Raw genomic sequence first — 16,929 nt, forward strand, 5'->3', positions numbered from 1 at the left:
CGCCTGCGCACCCTCGAAGGGGTTCGAGTTGATGAACGGGTTGCCGAAGACGAGGAGGAGGACGGGGGCGGTCTCACCGGCGATGCGGGCCACCGGCCGCAGGCGCAGGAGCCGGTCGCGTTCGGGTTGTCGATCGTGAAGCCCTGCTTCTCGATGGTGTCCACGAAGTCGATGGACGCGCCGCCCAGGTAGGGGGCGCTCATGCGGTCGGTGACGACCTTGACGCCGTCGAAGTCCTTGACCACGTCGCCGTCGAGGGAACGCTCGTCGAAGAAGAGCTGGTAGCGCAGGCCGGAGCAGCCGCCGGGCTGGACGGCGACACGCAGGGCCAGGTCGTCACGGCCTTCCTGGTCGAGCAGGGCCTTGACCTTCGCCGCGGCGGCGTCGGACAGGATGATGCCGTCGGTGACGGTGCTGGTCTCGTCCGATACGGACATCTACATCTCTCCCGGGTTGTACGGAGACTGCTTGCCGGCGGTTTCAACCGGCGGGGCCGCGGATTCATTCCACGGGCCGGGCGAGTGGTCTTCCGCCCGTTCCTTCATGCTCGCACACGCACGCAGCGGCGAACAGCGCCCCTCGGCGCCCGCGGACGAGCCCGCGCCGGGGCGCGCGGGATTCATGTCACATCGACGCAATGACCATCGTCAAAGTGACGTGAAGCGGGTTATGATAGATAGCGTCAGATCGACGAAAAGTAGAAAGGGTGCGTGTCGTGACCACCGCCCAGACCACGGAGCTCGACGTACAGCCGACTCCGCTCGCCCTGTTGCTGCTCGGCCGCGAGGCCGACCCGAAGAGTGAGCGGGGCGTCGAGTGTCCCGGCGACCTGCCCTCCCCGTCCGACCCGGACCTGGTGGAGCGGGCCCGCGCCGCCAAGGAGAAGCTCGGTGACAAGGTCTTCGTCCTCGGGCACCACTACCAGCGCGACGAGGTCATCCAGTTCGCCGACGTCACGGGCGACTCCTTCAAGCTGGCGCGGGACGCGGCCGCCCGCCCGGAGGCCGAGTACATCGTGTTCTGCGGTGTGCACTTCATGGCCGAGTCCGCGGACATCCTGACGTCCGACGACCAGAAGGTGGTCCTGCCCGACCTGGCGGCCGGCTGCTCGATGGCCGACATGGCGACGGCCGAGCAGGTCGCCGAGTGCTGGGACGTGCTGACCGAGGCCGGCATAGCCGAGCAGGTCGTGCCCGTCTCCTACATGAACTCCTCCGCGGACATCAAGGCGTTCACCGGCAGGCACGGCGGCACGATCTGCACCTCGTCCAACGCCAGGAAGGCCCTGGAGTGGGCCTTCGCGCAGGGCGAGAAGGTGCTGTTCCTGCCGGACCAGCACCTGGGCCGCAACACCGCCGTCCGCGACATGGGCATGTCCCTGGAGGACTGCGTCGTCTACAACCCGCACAAGCCGAACGGCGGGCTCACCGCCGAGCAGCTGCGCGACGCGAAGATGATCCTGTGGCGGGGCCACTGCTCGGTGCACGGCCGCTTCAGCCTGGAGTCGGTGGAGGACGTGCGCGCCCGCATCCCCGGGGTGAACGTGCTCGTCCACCCCGAGTGCCGGCACGAGGTCGTGGCGGCGGCGGACCACGTCGGCTCGACCGAGTACATCATCAAGGCCCTGGAGGCCGCGCCCGCCGGCTCCAAGTGGGCCATCGGCACGGAGCTGAACCTGGTCCGCCGGCTGGCGAACCGTTTCGCGCCCGAGGGCAAGGAGATCGTCTTCCTCGACAAGACGGTCTGCTTCTGCTCGACCATGAACCGCATCGACCTGCCGCACCTGGTCTGGACCCTGGAGTCCCTGGCCGAGGGCACGCTGGTCAACCGCATCGAGGTCGACAAGGAGACCGAGGCGTTCGCGAAGCTGGCGCTGGAGCGGATGCTGGCGCTGCCGTAGGGCCGCCCGCGGGACAGACGTCGAGGCCCCGGCCCGCGCACTGCGGGCCGGGGCCTCGGTGTGTCCGGCGGTCAGACGCCGGCCGGTTCCGGGGCCTTCTCCGGCTCGGCGGCGCGCTTCTTCGCCGCCCGCTTCTGCGCCCGCCGCTCCTTGCGCAGTTCGACCATCGCGTAGAGGGTCGGGACCAGCAGCAGGGTGAGCAGCGTGGAGGTGATCAGACCGCCGATCACGACCACCGCCAGCGGCTGCGCGATGAAGCCGCCCTCACCGGTGACGCCCAGGGCCATCGGCAGCAGGGCGAAGATGGTCGCCAGCGCCGTCATGAGGATGGGCCGCAGCCGGTGGCGGCCGCCCTCGATCACGGCCTCGACCACGCCGTGCCCCTGTCCGCGGTACTGGTTGATCAGGTCGATCAGCACGATGGCGTTGGTCACCACGATGCCGATCAGCATCAGCATGCCGATCATGGCCGGGACGCCCATCGGGGTGCCGGTGACGATCAGCAGGCCGATCGCGCCCGTCGCCGCGAACGGGATGGAGACCAGCAGGATCAGCGGCTGGACCAGCGACCGGAAGGTCGCCACCAGCAGCATGAAGACGATCGCGATCGCCGCGAGCATCGCCAGGGCGAGGTTCTTGAACGCGTCGTCCTGGTCCTGCGAGACACCGCCGATCTCGGCCGTGGCGCCCGCCGGCAGCTTCAGCGCGTCCAGCTTCGACGTCAGGTCCGCGCTCACCGCGCCCGTGTTGTCGCCGGTCGGCCGCGCGGTGACGGTGGCCGCGCGCTGACCGTCGATGCGGGTCATGGCGACGGGGCCGTCGACGAGCCGCACGGTCGCGATGTCGCCGAGCTTCACCGGGCCCAGGGGCAGGGCCTTGAGCTGCGCCAGCGTGGTGGCCGGCCGGGCGGAGGTGATGACGACGTCGCGCTCGGTGTCGTCCAGGGTCGCCTTCGCCGCCGTCGTCCCGCGGACCGCCTGGGTGACCGCCGCGCCCAGCGTCTGCTCGTCGAACCCGGCCGCCGCGGCCTTCGCGTTCGCCTCGACCGAGATGCGCGGCACGCTCTGCGAGAGGTCGCTGGTGACGTCCGTGACGTCGTCCAGGCCGGCCACCGCGGCGCGGACCTGCTCGGCCGCCGTGCGCAGCACCTCGCCGTCGGCCGCCTTCACGACGACGCTCAGGTCCTGGCTGCCGAAGCCGTCACCGGCGGCGACCGTGGTGCTGCCGATGCCGGACAGCTTCTTCAGGCCGTCCTCGATGTGGTCCTGGACGTCCTCGAAGGACGCCGAGTCCTCCAGCATCACCTGGTACGAGGCCTGGTTGGTGTCGGTGCCGCCGCCGAAGGCCGCCATGAACCCGGAGGATCCCACGGTGACCTGGTAGTTCTTCACGCCCTCGGTGCCGGCGAGGAGTTGCTCGACCTTCCTGGCCCGGGCGTCGGTCGCCGCCAGGCTGGTGCCCGGCTCCAGTTCCTGCTTGACCGTCAGGACCTGCTGTTCGCCCTGGTCGAAGAAGTTGGTCTTCAGCAGCGGCGCCATGCCGAAGGTGCCGATCAGGACGACGGCCGCGATCGCCACGCTGGTCAGACGGCGCCGGGTCGCGAACCGCAGGACGGGGACGTAGAAGCGCTGGAGGCGGCTGCGCGCCTCCTTCTCCTCGGCCGCGCGGCGGGCTTCCTCGGCGTCCTCGGGGGTGCCCTTCGGGGGCCGCAGGAACCAGTACGACAGGACCGGGACGACCGTCAGCGACACCAGCAGGGAGGCCAGCAGGGCCGCCGTGACGGTGAGGCTGAACGCGCCGAACAGGGCGCCGACCATGCCGCCGACCAGGCCGATCGGCAGGAACACGGCGACCGTGGTGAGGGTGGAGGAGGTGACCGCGCCGGCCACCTCGCGGACCGCGGTGAGGATCGCGGTCTGGCGCTCCTCGCCGTAGCCGAGGTGGCGCTTGATGTTCTCCAGGACCACGATCGAGTCGTCGACGACCCGGCCGATGGCGATGGTCAGCGCGCCCAGGGTCAGCATGTTGAGCGACAGGTCACGGGTCCACAGCACGATCAGGGCGAGGACCACGGACAGCGGGATGGACACCGCCGTCACCAGCGTCGAGCGGATCGACGCCAGGAAGACCAGGATGACCAGGACCGCGAAGAGCAGGCCGAGCGCGCCCTCCGTGGTCAGGCCCTCGATGGACTTCGACACCGCCGGACCCTGGTCGCTGACGACCGTGATCGACGCGCCGGCGCCGAGGTCCTCGCGCAGACCGGGCAGCTTGTCCCGGACCGCGTCGGAGATGGCGACCGCGCTGCCGTCGTGGTCCATGGTGACGGCCACGGCGAGGCTGAGCTTGCCGTCGGTGCGGGTGATGGAGGCGGCCGGGGCCTCCTCCTGCTTCACCGTGGCGACGTCGGCGAGACGGACCGGCTTGCCGCCCGGCCGCGCGGGGATCACCAGGTCCTGGATCTGCCGCAGGGAGGTGTAGCCGCCGCCGACCTGGACGGTGCGGTTGCCGCCGGCCTCGTCGAAGGAGCCCGCGGCGACGGTGACACCGCCGGCCTGGAGGGCCTGGGCGAGGGACTGGGTGGTCAGCCCGGCCTCGGCCAGCTTCGCGTCGGCCGGGGTGACGGTGACCCGGAGGTCGCGCACACCGTCGACGGTGACCTGCCCGACGCCGTCGATGTCCTTCAGCGCGGGCACGACCGTGGTGTCCAGGCGGTCGGCGAGGGCCTGCTGGTCCCCGGCCGAGGCGACGGCGAGGACCACGGTCGGGATGTCGTCCGTGGAACCGGCGACGACCTGCGGGTCCACCGAGTCCGGGAGCTGGACGCGGGCCCGGTTGACGGCCTGCTGGACGTCGGCGACGAGCTGCTTGGTGTCGTTGCCGTAGTCGAAGGAGGCGAGGATGACCGCGTTGCCCTCGCTGGCCGTGGAGGTGACGCCGGTGATGCCGTCGACCGCTTCGAGGTTGTCCTCGATGGGCTGGATCACCTGCTTCTCGACGACGTCGGGGGAGGCGCCCTGGTACGGCGCGAGCACCGACACCACCGGCAGTTCGATGGTGGGCAGGAGCTGCTGTTTGAGCTGCGGGATCGCGATCGCCCCGAACACGATCGCGATGATGGACACGAGGCCTATCAGGGCCCGTTGCGCGAGGCTGAACTTCGACAGCCAGGACATGGGTTACAGGTCTCTCTTCTGATAAGCGGCAGAAGCGGCATGGCAGGGACGGAAAGGGAGGGCGCGAGCACACATCAGCGCCGTCCCCTACACCCTGAGCCATGGAGAGAGCCCGATCCGTAAGCCCCAGGTCGGTTTCCTTATACGGCGCATACTCCGGGTGCAGTACGGCCGGGTGGAGATCAGTCCACCCTCGGGCGGACCAGCCCGGACTCGTACGCGATCACCACGAGCTGGGCCCGGTCGCGGGCGCCCAGTTTGGCCATGGCCCTGTTGACGTGCGTCTTGACGGTCAGCGGGCTGACCTCCAGGCGCTCGGCGATCTCGTCGTTGGAGTGGCCGCCGGCGACCTGGACGAGGACCTCGCGCTCCCGGCCGGTGAGTGCCGACAGCCGCTGCGCCCGGTCCGGGTCACCGTCGTCCCCCGCGTCGCCCTGGGCGAGGAAGCGGGCGATCAGCCCCTTGGTCGCGGTCGGTGAGAGCAGGGCGTCCCCGCCGGCGGCGACCCGGATGGCGTTGAGCAGTTCCTCCGGCTCGCTGCCCTTGCCGAGGAAGCCGGAGGCACCCGCGCGCAGCGACCGCACCACGTAGTCGTCGACCTCGAAGGTCGTCAGTATCACCACCCGGACGTGCGCGAGGGACGGGTCGGCGCTGATCAGCCGGGTGGCGGCGAGGCCGTCGGTGCCGGGCATGCGGATGTCCATCAGGACGACGTCGGCGCGCTCCTCCTTGGCGAGCCGGACCGCCTGCGCCCCGTCGGACGCCTCACCCACCACCTCCATGTCGGGCTCGGAGTCGACGAGCACCCGGAACGCGCTGCGCAGCAGCGCCTGGTCGTCGGCGAGCAGGACACGGATGGTCATGCGGAGTCCTCGGGGACGGTGGAGCGGGTCTTGACGGGCAGGATCGCATGGACGCGGTAGCCGCCTCCGTAGCGGGGACCGGTGGTGAGGGCGCCGCGCAGGGCGGTGACGCGCTCGCGCATCCCGAGCAGGCCGTGCCCGCCGCCTTCCTCCGACGCCGGTACGTCCCCGGCGCCGTCGTCGAGGACGGTGACCTCGATGTGGGGGCCGACGCGGACGACGCTGACCTCGGCCCTGGCTTCCGGTCCCGCGTGTTTGCGCACGTTGGTGAGGGCCTCCTGGATGACGCGGTAGGCGGCCAGGTCGACGGCGGCGGGGAGTTCGGTGCCGTGGTCGGCGCGGGCCACCTCGACCCGGAGGCCCGCGTTGCGGAAGGTGCCGGCCAGTTCGTCGAGCCGGTAGAGGCCGGGGGCCGGCTCGGTGGGCGCCTCCGGGTCGCCGGACTGGCGCAGCAGGCCGACCGTGGCGCGGAGTTCGTTGAGCGCGGAGCGGCTGGCCTCGCGGACGTGCGCGAGGGCCTCCTTGGCCTGGTCGGGGCGTTTGTCCATGACGTGGGCGGCGACCCCGGCCTGCACGTTGACCAGGGCGATGTGGTGGGCGACCACGTCGTGCAGGTCGCGGGCGATGCGCAGGCGCTCCTCGGCGACCCGGCGGCGGGCCTCCTCCTCGCGGGTGCGTTCGGCCCGTTCGGCCCGCTCCCGGATGGCGCGCACGACGGCCCGGCGGCTGCGGACCGCGTCCCCGGCGGTGGCGCCGATGCCGGTCCAGGCGAGGATCGCCACGTTCTCCTGGGCGTACCAGGGCAACGGCCCGGCGAGCATGGCGGCGCCGGTGAGGACGGTCATGGTGAGCAGGCCGACCCGCCAGGTGGTGGGACGGTCGGTGGTGGAGGCGACGGTGTAGAGGGCGATGACGGCGGACATCGCGACGGGGGCGCGGGGGTCGCCGGTGACGCTCTCGGTCACGGAGCAGGCGCCGGTGACCGCGAGGACCGGCAGGGGTGCGATGCGGCGGAGGACGAGGGCGACGCCGCTGAGGGTGATCAGCAGCAGGCTGAGCGGGTCAGGACTGCGCAGGCTCCAGCTGACACTCCGGTCGCCGTGCGGGTCGATGAAGGAACCGGCCAGCATGCACAGCAGTACGGCGGCGGCGAGGACGGAGTCCAGGGCGAGGGGGTGGGCCTTCAGTCGGCGCCGGGCTCGGGCGAGGGGGGTCAAGGGGGGTCACTTTCCGTACCGTCGCGTTCGTGGCCGTCGCCGGGACCGCCGCCGGCGGCCGCCGTACTCGGACCCGGCCGTCGGCCTCGGCACGAACGGCCTCGTCCTCGGCCGCCCGACGGGCCGGACACGCGCGCCGCCACCGGGGGCGGCCCGCCGTCATCCAGGGGCTGCCCGGCGGATCATGTCGGACGGGACCCGGGGGCCGGCCTCACCCGGGGATCAGCCCGTCGTCGCTCAGCATCTCCCGGACCTGCTCCAGGCTCGCGTCCGGGGCCGGGAGGATCAGTTCCGACGGTTCCAGGGCGTCGTCGGGAAGGGGCTCGCCGAGGCGGCGGACGGCGTCCAGGAGGGCACCGAGGGTGCGGTGGAAGCCGTCGTCGTCGCTGCCCTCCATCTCGGCCAGCAGTTCGTCGTCCAGCTTGCTCAGCTCGGCGAAGTGGGAGTCCGCCAGCGTCCACTGGCCCTCCCCCATGATCCGGACGATCATGTCGACCTCCTCGGCTCCGGCCCCGGCCCCGAAACTACTGCTTGTCGAAGCGCGGGGTGTCCTGCGGCTGCTGCCGGTTCTGCGCCTGGTCGGCGCCGCCCTCGATGGCCTGCTGCCCGGACGAGGGGCCACCGGCCAGCTCCGCCTTCATGCGCTGGAGCTCCAGCTCTACATCCGTACCACCGGAGAGCCGGTCCAGCTCGGCCTGGAGGTCGTCCTTGGCGATGCCGGTGGGGTCGTCGAGGGCGCCGGAGGCGAGGAGTTCGTCGAGGGCGCCGGCCCGGGCCTGGAGCTGGGCCGTCTTGTCCTCGGCGCGCTGGATCGCCAGCCCGACGTCGCCCATCTCCTCGGAGATGCCGGAGAAGGCCTCCCCGATCCGGGTCTGCGCCTGCGCCGCCGTGTAGGTGGCCTTGATGGTCTCCTTCTTGGTGCGGAAGGCGTCCACCTTGGCCTGGAGGCGCTGGGCCGCGAGAGTGAGCTTCTCCTCCTCGCCCTGGAGCGTCGAGTGCTGCGTCTCCAGGTCGGTGACCTGCTGCTGGAGGGCGGCGCGGCGGGAGAGCGCCTCGCGGGCCAGGTCCTCGCGGCCCAGCGCGAGCGCCTTGCGGCCCTGGTCCTCCAGCTTGGAGGACTGCGACTGCAACTGGTTCAGCTGGAGTTCCAGCCGCTTGCGCGAGGTGGCCACGTCCGCGACGCCGCGGCGGACCTTCTGGAGGAGCTCCAGCTGCTTCTGGTAGGAGTAGTCGAGGGTTTCGCGCGGGTCCTCGGCCCGGTCAAGGGCCTTGTTCGCCTTCGCGCGGAAGATCATCCCCATACGCTTCATGACACCGCTCATGGGCTTCGCGCGCCCCCTTCTGACGTCCAGCTCCAGCTCTGCGACAGAACCCACAGTACGGGCCCTGCTTCCATTGACGCACTGTTCGAGGACAGATGCGCTCATCCCCAAGGACGACTGACCAAGACCTTGCTCCGGCGTAAGGAGTAGGTGACCCTCAGGGTGACCGTCGCGCCACCGCTCGTCCCCTCTCCACCGGTTCGTCCCGGGCCCGTCCTCACTTCAGACGTCTGGTGTTGCCGGATCGTTCCCCGCCCGGCTGGGGTCCATGCCCGGGGAGCGCTTACCCTTGGGTTTTGTGTTCCGTAGCCGTGCCAAGGAAGAGAAGGTTTCGGTAGCCGACAAGGCGCCGGCCGACTCCAAGCAGACCCGCGACCCGCAGGCCCCGAAGGGCAGGCCCACGCCCAAGCGCAGTGAGGCCCAGTCCCAGCGCCGCAGCGTCGCCAACACCTCGTTGTCGCGCAAGGACGCCGCCAAGCGTCAGCGCGAGGAGCGCCGAGCCCAGCTGGAGCGCCAGCGCCAGGCGCTGGCGGGCGGTGACGAGCGGTTCCTGCCGGCCCGCGACAAGGGTCCGGTGCGCAAGTTCGCGCGCGACACCATCGACTCGCGGTTCAACGTGGCGGAGTTCTTCCTGCCGATGGCCGTGGTCATCCTGGTGCTGAGCATGGTCCGGGTGGGCTCGCTCCAGACGATCGCGCTGCTGCTGTGGCTCGTGGTGATCGTGCTGATCGTGCTGGACTCGCTCGTGACCGGGTTCCGTCTGAAGAAGCGGCTCGCCGAGCGCTTCCCCGACCAGAACCGGCGGGGCGCGGTGGCCTACGCGCTCATGCGCTCCCTCCAGATGCGTCGGCTCCGGCTGCCCAAGCCGCAGGTCAAGCGCGGAGAGCGGCCCTGAGCACTGCTTCTTTCTCCGGGGGCGCGGCGAAGGCCTGGCTGAGCAGGCTCGGCGGACTGCGTGATGTCGTACGGCAGGAGCTGGTGGCCCGGCAGCTCGACGAACAGATAGCCGCGCGGTATCCGGTCGGGCAGCGGTTGCGCGTGCTCGACGTGGGGATGGGCCAGGGCACGCAGGCGCTGCGGCTGGCCCGGCTCGGCCACCAGGTGACCGGCCTCGAACAGGACGCGACGATGATCGCCGCGGCCCGTGAGGCCCTGGGCGGGGAGCCCGAGGGCATCCGGGAGCGGATGCGGATCATGGAGGGCGACGGCCGGGACACCGGTGTGCACTTCCCGCCCGGCAGCTTCGACGTGGTGCTCTGCCACGGCGTGCTCATGTACGTCCAGGAGCCGGATCCCCTGCTCGCCGGCCTCGCGCGCGTGCTGGCCCCCGGCGGGCTGCTGTCCCTCCTGGTCCGCAACGCCGACGCGCTGGCCATGCGGCCCGGGCTGGCCGGGGACTGGGCGGGCGCCCTGGGCGCCTTCGACACCACGGCGTACCGCAACCGGCTGGGCCTCGACGTCCGCGCGGACCGCCGGGAGACCCTGACCGCGACCCTCGCGGGCATCGGGGCCCCGCTGCACGCCTGGTACGGCGTGCGGGTCTTCACGGACACGGCGGTGGACGGCGCGGACGTCCCCGAGGACCTGGAGCCGCTGCTGGCGGCGGAGGAGCGGGCGGGCCGGACGGACCCGTACCGCGGTGTGGCGGCACTGCTGCACCTGTGCGGGGTGCGGGGCTGAGAGGCTCCCCGGGGCAGAGACTTCCCCGGGCGACTTCCACCCGGAACGGCGGCGGGCGGGCAGACGGCCGGCGTGACGCCCGCGAGCGGCGGCGGGGCCGTCGGGCGGGATGAGCGGGGTGGCCGTCGGCCGGCCACCCCGGGACGGTGTCCGTCCTACGACTGCCTGTCCTACGACTCGTCGGCGTGCAGGTTCATCGGGCCGTAGATCTCCGTGGCGTCCTCGAACAGCCGGACCTGGTCCGCGCCGCCTTCGAGCAGGGCCTTCCAGTGCTCCCCGAGCCAGGACTCGGCGTCCCCCTGCGTGGTGAACTCCTCCGGCTGCACCGCGGGCTGGACCTCCGTCCCGTCGGCCTTCTCGAACCGCCACGTCCATGCCGCCATGTACGCCTCCAACGTGTGAGCACATGCAGAGCAGAAGCCGGATCATGGTCCGGCTCCTGGCACGCAGCCTAGCCGGATGCGCAAGACCTGATCGGACGCGCGAAAATCAGGTCCGTGGAAGTGACTCTGCTCGGTACCGGTGCCCCCGCGGGACTCCCCCGCCCCGACTGTCCCTGTGCCGTCTGCGCGACCTCCCTCGGGGTGGACGCCCGGGCGGCGACCGCGGTGCTCGTGGACGGGGCGCTGCTGCTCGACCTCACGCCGGGCGCGGCCTTCGCCGCGGCGCGCTCCGGGCACTCCCTGGGCGGCGTACGGCAGGTGCTGCTGTCGCATCCGCACGACGGGCCCGCGGTCGAGGTGCCGACCGGGCTGCCGCAACCCGTCCGGGTGCCGGACGGACGGGAGTTGACACAGCTGACGGGGCATCGGGTGCGGGCGGTGGCGATGGACGCGCCCGGTACGGGGTACGCCGTGACCGGCCCGGACGGGCAGCGGCTGCTGTATCTGCCGCCGGGCGGCGCGCCGGCCGGGCTGGAGGAGGGCGGGGAGCCGGCCGAGCGGTACGACATGGTCCTCGCCGACGTGGTGGGGCGGCCGGACGCGCTGGCGAAGCTGCGGGCGGTGGGCGCGGTCGGGCCCACGACGGACGTCGTCGCCGTCCATCTGGACCACGACGTGCCCCCGGGGCCGGAGTCGCGGCGCCGGCTGGCCGCGGCGGGGGCGCGGGCGGTGCCGGACGGATCGACGCTGACGGTGGGGGTGTACGAGGAGGTGCCGGACGTGCCGCGGCGGACCTTGGTGCTGGGCGGCGCGCGGTCGGGGAAGTCGGTGGAGGCCGAACGGCGGCTGGAGTCCTTCCCCGACGTGCTGTACGTCGCGACCGGCGGGTCGCGGGGCGGGGACGGCGAGTGGGCGGCCCGGGTCGCCACGCACCGGGAGCGGCGGCCGGGGTCGTGGCGGACGGTCGAGACGTGCGACCTGGTGCCGCTGCTCGCGCAGGACGGGGCGCCGCCCCTGCTGATCGACTGTCTGTCGCTGTGGCTGACCGACGCGATGGACTCCGTCGGCGCCTGGGACGACGCGGTGTGGGCGGACGGCGGTGAGCGCGAACTGCGCTCCCGGGTGGCGGAGTTGGCGGGAGCGGTGCGGGAGACCCGGCGGCCGGTGGTGCTGGTGTCGAACGAGGTGGGGTCCGGGATCGTGCCGGCCACGGCGTCGGGACGGCGGTACCGGGACGAGCTGGGACGGCTGAACGCGGCGGTCGCGGGCGAGTGCGAGGAGGTGCTGCTGGTGGTGGCGGGGCAGGTGCTGGCGCTACGGGGCCCACGGGGCTGACGCGCCGGCGCGCCTGCCCGCGGACGGCGGCGGGCGGCCGCCGGCCGGGGTCGGCTCCTCCGGGCCGCGCGGCCCGCCCCGTGGGGCCGTGGGCCGCCCCGCGCGAGCGCGACCGGGCGCGGCGGGGTCCGGACGCGAGGGCCGGGGTCGGGTGCCGCCGGTGCCGGGGTCAGTTCTTGCGGGCGATCACCCGGTACGTGTTGGAGAAGCGGGTGTGGCGGAGCAGGGGGGCCAGCGCGTGGTCCAGGGCGCCCGCCGCGGTGACCAACGGGCCGGCGGCTCGCAGGAGGGCCGTACGGGGGGCCGGGACCGAGCGGGACAGGGACAGCGCGAGGGCCGCCGCGAGGTCGTGGGGGACGTGGGCGCCGCTGCGGTCGGCCGTGACGACGGTGCAGCCCCGCGACTCGAGTTCGGCGCGGAGGTTGGGCAGCGGGATGAGGTGGAGGTGGCGCGGCTGCCCGTGGGCCACCCACCACTTGCCGAGCAGCTCCGCGAACGCGCTGCGCGGTTCGGGCAGTTCGAGGAGCAGATGCCCGCCGGGCCGCAACGCGACGAGCGCGGCACGCAGTTCCGCGCGGGGGTCCAGGGTGTGCTCCACGTGGCCGAGCATGCTGACGACGTCGTAGCGGGCGCGCAGCCGTGCGCTGGTGGCGGGGTGGGTGAGCTGCCCCTGGTGGGCCTCCTCCACACGGCCGGCCTCCTGGGCCCGGACGACCCGCGGGGTGGGGTCGAGCCCGTCGAAGGAGGTGTAGGTGAAGACCTCCTTCGCCGCCTCGGGGAACAGCGCGTCACCCGTGCCCACGTCCAGCCAGCTCTCCGGCTCGGGGAAGGGCAGCATCGCGCGGGCGGTGGCCACCAGTCGGCGCCGCCGCGTGCGGGTGGCGAGGACGCGTTCGGCGGAGCCACCGGGCGGGCCCCCCGCCGGGGAGCGCTGGTAGAGGGCGAGGCCCTCCGCGGTCAGTCGCGGGTTCTGGAAGATGTGGGCGCAGTCCCGGCATTCGTCGACGGCGAAGGTGCCGGGCCGGTGATGGAGCAGGTCGGGCGCGCGCAGGCGGGTGCGCAGGCGTTTCGAGCCGCACCAGGGGCAGGTGTCGCGGCGCGGCTCGTGGATGGGCCTGGGGGGCATGAGCGGCTCCGTGGAGGGCGTCGAGGGATGCGGCAATCCGCAGCAAAACGGAACGTATGGGATGCCGATCCCCGGTGCAAAGACGTCACGGGGGTGTGGTGCCGATGTGGCGCCGAACCGTTCGGTCGGTGCCGGTACTGTTCGGCGAATGAGCTCGCTGAATCTCGACGACTTCACCGATCTGATCGAGCGCCCCGACGGCGGGGTGCGCCGCGACGCGGAGGCCCGCCGGGAACGCCTGGCCGTGCCGCCCGGATCGCTGGGCCGCCTCGACGACCTGGGTGAGTGGCTGGCGGCGGCGCAGGGTTCGGTGCCCGTACGGCCGGTCGTACGGCCGCGGGTGGTGCTGTTCGCCGGCGATCACGGGATCGCCGGACTGGGCGTCTCGGCGCGTCCGGCGGGCAGCGCGGCGGAGCTGGTGCGGGAGGTGCGGGAGGGCGGCCGGCCGGTGTCGGTGCTCGCCCGGCGGCTCGGCGTCCCCGTGCGCGTCGTGGACATGGCGCTGGACTGCCCGCCGGAGACGTTCCCCGAGGACGTCGTACGGCACCGGGTGCGGCGCGGCAGCGGCCGTATCGACGTCGAGGACGCGCTGACCGCGGAGGAGGCCGAGGCCGCCTTCCTCGCCGGGGTCGCGGTGGCCGACGAGGAGGCCGACTCCGGGACGGACCTGGTCGTGCTCGGCGACGTCAGCGTGGGCGGGACGACGGCGGCGGGCGTCCTGGTGGCCGCGCTGTGCGGGACCGACGCGTCCGTGGTGACCGGGCGGGGCGGCCTGGCGATCGACGACCTGGCGTGGATGCGTAAGTGCGCCGCGATCCGGGACGCGTTGCGGCGGGCGCGGCCGGTGCTCGGGGACCAGGTGCAGCTGCTGGCGACCGTGGGCGGGGCGGACCTCGCCGCGATGACGGGCTTCCTGCTCCAGAGCGCCGTCCGCAAGATGCCGGTGGTGCTGGACGGCGTCGTGGCGGCGGCCTGCGCGCTCGTCGGCCAGCGGATCGCGTTCCGGGCTCCGGACTGGTGGCTGGCCGGGCAGCGCAGCGGGGAGCCGGGGCAGGCGAAGGCACTGGACCGGATGGCGCTGGAGCCGCTGCTGGACCAGGGCGTGACGGTGGGCGAGGGCGCGGGGGCGCTGCTGGCGCTGCCGCTGGTGCAGGCGGCCGCCGCCCTGGCCGCCGAACTGCCGGAGAAGCCCGGAGCACCCCAGGAGCCCGAGCGGCCCGAGGAGTCCGCCGAGGCGCTCGGCACGGAGTAGCCGCCGGGGCCGGCGGCCGGGGCGGCGGCGCGTCAGCGGTGCTCGGCGGCCCGGCTCAGCTCGGCGTCGGTCTTGCCGCCCAGCCAGTCGCCGACCATCCGGCGCGGGCCTGCCCAGCGGCGGTCGTGGTGGTAGGCCCGCAGGACCGCCTTGGCGCGGGCGCGGGGGCGCCTGCGGTAGAAGCGGCGGGCCCACGGGGAGTCGGGGCGGGCCACCCGGACGAGGCCGAACAGGGCGATGAACGGGACGATCACGCTGAAGACCGCCAGCTTCACCTTGCCCTTGCTCAGTACGGCCAGGGCGAACAGGAAGTTCACGGCCACGGTCGAGAGCACGGTGCCACGGTCCTGGAGTTCCTCCTCGCTGAGGTCGTTGACGCCGAACGGGGCGAAGCCGACCAGCACCAGGCCGACGAGGGCCGCCGTCAGGACGACGGCCTCCACGCTCTTGCGGCCGGCCTCCGTCCAGTACACGTCGTCGAGGTGCAGGACCAGCGCGAACTCGTCCAGGACCAGGCCCGCGCCGATGCCGAAGACCGCCGCGCAGGCGTAGGAGCCGAAGCCGTGCCGGCCGCTGGCCACCGCACCGAAGCCGCCGACGACGGTGAGGACGACGCCGGGGACCACGTGGTGGATGTGCACCCCGCCCGCGCTGACGTTGCCGAACGGGCCCTTGCCCGCGCGGATCAGGCGGGTGACGACCCGGGTGATCAGGAAGGTCAGGACGAAGGAGGCCAGGGCGACGAGCAGCGGGAGCTTGCCCGGCTCGACGATGTTGCGCTGCAGCCAATCTCCCATAGGCGCATTTTCGTCCCGGGCTCCCCGCGGCGCCCGTCCGACCGCCGGGTAACCTGCGCCGGTGTCCACGACCCCGCCCTCCACGCCGTCCCCGGCCTCCGGCCTCGACGGCCTCCGCTTCGCCTTCGGCACCCTCACCGTCCTCCCCGTCCGGGTGACCCGCTGGGACCGCGGGGCCGCCCGCGGGGGCATGCTCGCGGCCCCGCTGGCCGGGCTGGTCGTCGGCGGCTGCGCGGCCGGGCTCGGGCTGCTGCTCCTGCTCCTCGGCGCGGGCCCGCCGCTCGCCGCCGTCGCCTCCGCCGCCGTACCCGCCGCCCTCACCCGCGGCCTGCACCTCGACGGGCTGGCGGACACCGCGGACGGGCTGGGCAGCGGCAGGCCCGCGGACGACGCGCTGCGGATCATGAAGCAGTCGGACATCGGGCCCTTCGGCGTGCTCACCCTCGTCCTCGTCCTGCTCGCCCAGGTGGCCGCACTGGCCCAGCTCTACGGCTCCTCCTGGGGCCGGGGCGCCCTGGCGGCCGTCGCCTCGGCGGTCGCCGCCCGGCTGGCGCTCACCCTCGCCGCCCGGACCGGCGTGCCCGCCGCCCGGCCGGAAGGGCTCGGCGCGGCGGTCGCCGGGGTGGTCCCGGTGCGCGGCGCGCTGGCCGTGGCGGCGGGCTGCCTCGCGGCCGCGGCCGCCGGGGGCACCCTCCTCGGCCCGTTCGACGCCGTCCGCACGCCCGCCGCGGTCGTCCTCGCCGTCGCCGCCGCCGAACTGCTCCTGCGCCACTGCACACGCCGCTTCGGCGGGGTCACCGGCGACGTCTTCGGCGGCCTGGCGGAGACGGCGGCCACGACGGCACTGGTGGTCCTCTGCCTCGGCTGAACGCCGCGGGGCCTCGCTAACAGGCCTCGCGCCACGCCGTGAGTTCGTACTCCTTCCGCAGGGAACTCAGCTTCAAGCGGCGGGACTCGGCGCAGAAGCGGCTCGTGGGGAGCTCGTACTCGACGTGGAAGACGGCCTTGCCCGCCTCGACGAACGGGGTCGTCCTCGCGCACTCGCCGTACTGGGCGCACTGTTCGTTGACCGCGAAGTCGAAGTCGTCGACGAGTTCGGGGATCTGGTCGAGGTCGTTCTTCAGACCGACGGACAGGCCCCGGTCGTGGGCGAGCCGGGCGATCAGGCGGTTGTAGCGGAGTTGGTCGGCGGCCGTCAGCGGGAAACCGGTCTCGTTGCGGTAGCCGTCCATGTTGTCCGGTTCCACCGCGTCGAAGCCCTTGTCGAGGCACATGTCGAGCCGGGCCGCCATCAGCGGTTCGAGGACGTCGGTACGGCGGATGTCCAGCCAGCGCTCCCCCTCCCAGCCGTTGCCCTCGCCCAGGACCGCCCGCGGGAACCTCCCCGCGTCCGGACGCCAGTCCTCCCACGCGCCGGTGGACAGGTAGCAGATGACCTTGCGGCCGTCCTCGTGCAGCCCGGCGACGGCCGCCGCGCTCTGGTCGAAGCCGTCGACGTCGTACACCGGCACGTCGACGGAGGTGTCCAGACGCCCCCTCAGCTGCCACTGCCAGCCGATGCCGGGGCGGGGCCGCCAGCGGTCCCCCTCCGTCGGCTCCTCGTCCGGCGCGGACGCACAGCCCGCGAGCAGCAACAGCAGGACGGGCAGCAGGACCATGCGTCTCACGGACGGGCTCCAAGGTGGGCGACGGCGGCTGCCGCCATGATCTCCCGCCGCCGCCCGGCGCGAGGCGCCGCCCTCCGCCGCACCCGAGAGGTGTGCCCCCGTCGGTCGGATGCGAGGATCGGGGAGTGGCCACGACGCCACCGACAGGTGAACACTCCTGTGCACGGGCGAACGCCCGCGCACGCGTACGCTCGTCGCGGGGTCGCCGCGC

General features: G+C 73.2%; 15 protein-coding genes and 1 pseudogene. 6 read left to right on the top strand and 10 right to left on the bottom strand.

Annotated features, from left to right (window positions below; translation table 11 throughout):
* Window positions 1-83 precede the first annotated feature (83 nt).
* Window positions 84-437 (bottom strand): annotated as a pseudogene (locus AB0N31_RS25755) (iron-sulfur cluster assembly accessory protein); the annotation flags it as partial.
* Between the two features lie 278 nt (window positions 438-715).
* On the opposite strand from AB0N31_RS25755, the gene nadA reads away from it, so the two are divergent.
* Window positions 716-1,900 (top strand): quinolinate synthase NadA, encoded by a 1,185-nt coding sequence (gene nadA, locus AB0N31_RS25760; protein ID WP_366060794.1) that lies wholly within the window; start codon window positions 716-718, stop codon window positions 1,898-1,900.
* A 71-nt stretch (window positions 1,901-1,971) separates the two neighbouring features.
* On the opposite strand, the gene AB0N31_RS25765 is transcribed toward nadA, so the two are convergent.
* The 5 genes from AB0N31_RS25765 to AB0N31_RS25785 form a co-directional block, all read right to left on the bottom strand.
* On the bottom strand, window positions 1,972-5,076 hold the full coding sequence (locus AB0N31_RS25765) for an efflux RND transporter permease subunit (RefSeq protein ID WP_366060795.1): 3,105 nt from the start codon (window positions 5,074-5,076) through the stop codon (window positions 1,972-1,974).
* Window positions 5,077-5,258: 182 nt separating this feature from the next.
* Window positions 5,259-5,939, bottom strand: coding sequence for a response regulator transcription factor (locus AB0N31_RS25770; protein ID WP_366060796.1), 681 nt, complete (start codon window positions 5,937-5,939; stop codon window positions 5,259-5,261).
* Window positions 5,936-7,156, bottom strand: a complete 1,221-nt coding sequence (locus AB0N31_RS25775) for a histidine kinase (protein WP_366060797.1) — start codon at window positions 7,154-7,156, stop codon at window positions 5,936-5,938. The genes AB0N31_RS25770 and AB0N31_RS25775 overlap by 4 nt, the downstream gene beginning before the upstream one ends.
* A gap of 211 nt (window positions 7,157-7,367) precedes the next feature.
* Window positions 7,368-7,646, bottom strand: a complete 279-nt coding sequence (locus AB0N31_RS25780) for a hypothetical protein (protein WP_366060798.1) — start codon at window positions 7,644-7,646, stop codon at window positions 7,368-7,370.
* Window positions 7,647-7,680: 34 nt separating this feature from the next.
* Window positions 7,681-8,457 carry a PspA/IM30 family protein gene (locus AB0N31_RS25785; RefSeq protein ID WP_366060859.1) on the bottom strand — a complete coding sequence of 259 codons (777 nt, stop codon included), beginning with the start codon at window positions 8,455-8,457 and terminating at the stop codon, window positions 7,681-7,683.
* A gap of 289 nt (window positions 8,458-8,746) precedes the next feature.
* On the opposite strand from AB0N31_RS25785, the gene AB0N31_RS25790 reads away from it, so the two are divergent.
* Together AB0N31_RS25790 and AB0N31_RS25795 are read left to right on the top strand one after the other, a co-directional pair.
* The gene (locus tag AB0N31_RS25790) at window positions 8,747-9,373 is read left to right on the top strand and encodes a DUF3043 domain-containing protein (protein ID WP_366060799.1); all 627 of its coding nucleotides are present in this window, start codon (window positions 8,747-8,749) and stop codon (window positions 9,371-9,373) included.
* 83 nt (window positions 9,374-9,456) lie between these two features.
* Complete coding sequence (locus AB0N31_RS25795; protein ID WP_366060800.1) at window positions 9,457-10,158, top strand: methyltransferase domain-containing protein; 702 nt, start codon at window positions 9,457-9,459, stop codon at window positions 10,156-10,158.
* Between the two features lie 170 nt (window positions 10,159-10,328).
* Here the strand turns inward: AB0N31_RS25795 and AB0N31_RS25800 are convergent, their stop codons facing one another.
* Window positions 10,329-10,541: a hypothetical protein gene (locus tag AB0N31_RS25800; RefSeq protein ID WP_073497036.1), complete on the bottom strand. Its 213-nt coding sequence runs from the start codon at window positions 10,539-10,541 to the stop codon at window positions 10,329-10,331.
* A 114-nt stretch (window positions 10,542-10,655) separates the two neighbouring features.
* Between AB0N31_RS25800 and AB0N31_RS25805 the strand changes: the two genes are divergently transcribed.
* A complete protein-coding gene (locus tag AB0N31_RS25805) occupies window positions 10,656-11,876 on the top strand; it encodes a bifunctional adenosylcobinamide kinase/adenosylcobinamide-phosphate guanylyltransferase (protein ID WP_366060801.1) in 1,221 nt (406 codons plus the stop codon).
* A 169-nt stretch (window positions 11,877-12,045) separates the two neighbouring features.
* On the opposite strand, the gene AB0N31_RS25810 is transcribed toward AB0N31_RS25805, so the two are convergent.
* Window positions 12,046-13,002: a class I SAM-dependent methyltransferase gene (locus AB0N31_RS25810; protein ID WP_366060802.1), complete on the bottom strand. Its 957-nt coding sequence runs from the start codon at window positions 13,000-13,002 to the stop codon at window positions 12,046-12,048.
* A gap of 148 nt (window positions 13,003-13,150) precedes the next feature.
* Here AB0N31_RS25810 and cobT point away from each other — a divergent pair, with 148 nt between their 5' ends.
* Window positions 13,151-14,254 carry a nicotinate-nucleotide--dimethylbenzimidazole phosphoribosyltransferase gene (cobT, locus tag AB0N31_RS25815; RefSeq protein ID WP_366060803.1) on the top strand — a complete coding sequence of 368 codons (1,104 nt, stop codon included), beginning with the start codon at window positions 13,151-13,153 and terminating at the stop codon, window positions 14,252-14,254.
* Between the two features lie 32 nt (window positions 14,255-14,286).
* Here cobT and AB0N31_RS25820 read toward each other — a convergent pair whose 3' ends face one another.
* Window positions 14,287-15,051: a hypothetical protein gene (locus AB0N31_RS25820; RefSeq protein WP_366060804.1), complete on the bottom strand. Its 765-nt coding sequence runs from the start codon at window positions 15,049-15,051 to the stop codon at window positions 14,287-14,289.
* A 61-nt stretch (window positions 15,052-15,112) separates the two neighbouring features.
* On the opposite strand from AB0N31_RS25820, the gene AB0N31_RS25825 reads away from it, so the two are divergent.
* Window positions 15,113-15,919 (top strand): adenosylcobinamide-GDP ribazoletransferase, encoded by an 807-nt coding sequence (locus AB0N31_RS25825; RefSeq protein WP_366060805.1) that lies wholly within the window; start codon window positions 15,113-15,115, stop codon window positions 15,917-15,919.
* Between the two features lie 16 nt (window positions 15,920-15,935).
* Here AB0N31_RS25825 and AB0N31_RS25830 read toward each other — a convergent pair whose 3' ends face one another.
* Entirely contained in the window at window positions 15,936-16,718 is a 783-nt protein-coding gene (locus AB0N31_RS25830; protein ID WP_366060806.1) for an endo alpha-1,4 polygalactosaminidase, read from the bottom strand.
* Between the last annotated feature and the right edge of the window lie 211 nt (window positions 16,719-16,929).

Origin of the sequence: Streptomyces sp. NPDC051051 (genome assembly GCF_040682975.1) — a bacterium.
GTDB lineage: Bacteria > Actinomycetota > Actinomycetes > Streptomycetales > Streptomycetaceae > Streptomyces.

Coding starts and splice junctions, on each gene's coding strand:
- AB0N31_RS25820 (WP_366060804.1), bottom strand. CDS start 15,051: ATGGGAGATTGGCTGCAGCGCAACATCGTCGAGCCGGGCAAGCTCCCG.
- AB0N31_RS25810 (WP_366060802.1), bottom strand. CDS start 13,002: ATGCCCCCCAGGCCCATCCACGAGCCGCGCCGCGACACCTGCCCCTGG.
- AB0N31_RS25800 (WP_073497036.1), bottom strand. CDS start 10,541: ATGGCGGCATGGACGTGGCGGTTCGAGAAGGCCGACGGGACGGAGGTC.
- AB0N31_RS25765 (WP_366060795.1), bottom strand. CDS start 5,076: ATGTCCTGGCTGTCGAAGTTCAGCCTCGCGCAACGGGCCCTGATAGGC.
- cobT (WP_366060803.1), top strand. CDS start 13,151: ATGAGCTCGCTGAATCTCGACGACTTCACCGATCTGATCGAGCGCCCC.
- AB0N31_RS25780 (WP_366060798.1), bottom strand. CDS start 7,646: ATGATCGTCCGGATCATGGGGGAGGGCCAGTGGACGCTGGCGGACTCC.
- AB0N31_RS25785 (WP_366060859.1), bottom strand. CDS start 8,457: ATGGGGATGATCTTCCGCGCGAAGGCGAACAAGGCCCTTGACCGGGCC.
- AB0N31_RS25790 (WP_366060799.1), top strand. CDS start 8,747: ATGCCCGGGGAGCGCTTACCCTTGGGTTTTGTGTTCCGTAGCCGTGCC.
- AB0N31_RS25770 (WP_366060796.1), bottom strand. CDS start 5,939: ATGACCATCCGTGTCCTGCTCGCCGACGACCAGGCGCTGCTGCGCAGC.